General features: G+C 64.4%; 2 protein-coding genes. Both read right to left on the minus strand.

What is annotated here, in order from left to right; translation table 11 throughout:
• A partial coding sequence (locus tag FHR19_RS17455; RefSeq protein WP_246359628.1) for a GTP-binding protein occupies positions 1-353 on the minus strand: 353 nt, incomplete at its 3' end.
• Positions 353-1,255: a sulfate adenylyltransferase subunit CysD gene (gene cysD / locus FHR19_RS17460; RefSeq protein WP_184031225.1), complete on the minus strand. Its 903-nt coding sequence runs from the start codon at positions 1,253-1,255 to the stop codon at positions 353-355. The genes cysD and FHR19_RS17455, both read right to left, overlap by 1 nt.
• Between the last annotated feature and the right edge of the window lie 3 nt (positions 1,256-1,258).

A 1,258-nucleotide genomic window follows, 5' to 3' on the forward strand; every position in this document is an offset into this window, starting at 1 on the left:
TCGGCGACAATGAACTTGCGCTTCTCGGTCGAAAAGAAGCGATAGGCGACGTCGATCGTGATCCCCTGCTCGCGCTCGGCGGCGAGGCCGTCGACCAGCAGCGCGAAGTCGATCTCGCCACCTTGCGTGCCGACTCGCTTCGAATCGCTTTCCAGCGCGGCGAGCTGATCCTCGAAGATCATCTTCGAATCGTAGAGCAGGCGCCCGATCAGAGTCGACTTGCCGTCGTCGACCGAGCCGCAGGTGATGAAGCGCAAGAGGCTCTTGTTGCGATGCAACTCCAGATACGCGTCGATATCCTCCGCGATCAGCGCGTCGGTGCGATAGGCCGCGTCGGCGGGGATCGTCGCCATCAGAAATACCCCTCCTGCTTCTTCTTTTCCATGCTGGCCGAGCCCGCATCCTTGTCGATCGCGCGGCCTTGCCGCTCGCTGGTGGTCGTCAGCAGCATTTCCTGAATGACTTCGCTCAGCGTCGCCGCCTCGCTCTCGACCGCGCCGGTCAGCGGATAGCAGCCCAGCGTGCGGAAGCGGATCGAGCGCTCCACCGGCACCTCGCCGGGTTCGAGGCGGAAGCGCTCGTCGTCGACCATCAGCAGCATGCCGTCGCGCTCGACCGTCGGGCGGGGCGCGGCGAAATAGAGGGGGACGATCGGAATGTCCTCGAGCTGGATATATTGCCACACATCGAGCTCGGTCCAGTTCGAGATGGGGAAGACGCGGATCGACTCCCCTTTCGCCTTGCGCGTGTTGTAGAGGTTCCAGAGTTCGGGCCGCTGGTTCTTCGGGTCCCAGCGGTGATTGGCCGAGCGAAAGCTGAACACGCGTTCCTTCGCCCGGCTCTTCTCCTCGTCGCGGCGCGCGCCGCCGAACGCTGCGTCGAAGCCGTGAAGGTCGAGCGCCTGCTTCAGCCCCTCGGTCTTCCACATGTCGGTGTGCAGCGGGCCGTGGTCGAACGGATTGATCCCGCGAGCCTTCGCCTCCGGGTTCTGGTGGACCAGCAGTTCCATCCCGGTATCTCGCGCGATCCGGTCGCGAAGCTCGTACATCGCGCGGAACTTCCACGTCGTATCGACGTGGAGCAGCGGGAAGGGCGGCGGCGCGGGGTAGAAGGCCTTGCGCGCCAGGTGGACCATCACCGCCGAATCCTTGCCCACCGAATAGAGCATCACCGGCTTCTCGCACTCGGCCACAACCTCGCGCAGGATGTGGATGCTCTCGGCTTCGAGCCGCTGAAGGTGGTTGAGGTCGGTCATCGG

The sequence above is a fragment of the Sphingomonas yantingensis genome (genome assembly GCF_014199325.1).
Classification (GTDB): Bacteria; Pseudomonadota; Alphaproteobacteria; order Sphingomonadales; family Sphingomonadaceae; genus Sphingomonas; species Sphingomonas yantingensis.

Bases quoted from the DNA above. Each gene is read 5' to 3' on its own strand.
- cysD (WP_184031225.1), bottom strand. From the start codon at position 1,255: ATGACCGACCTCAACCACCTTCAGCGGCTCGAAGCCGAGAGCATCCAC.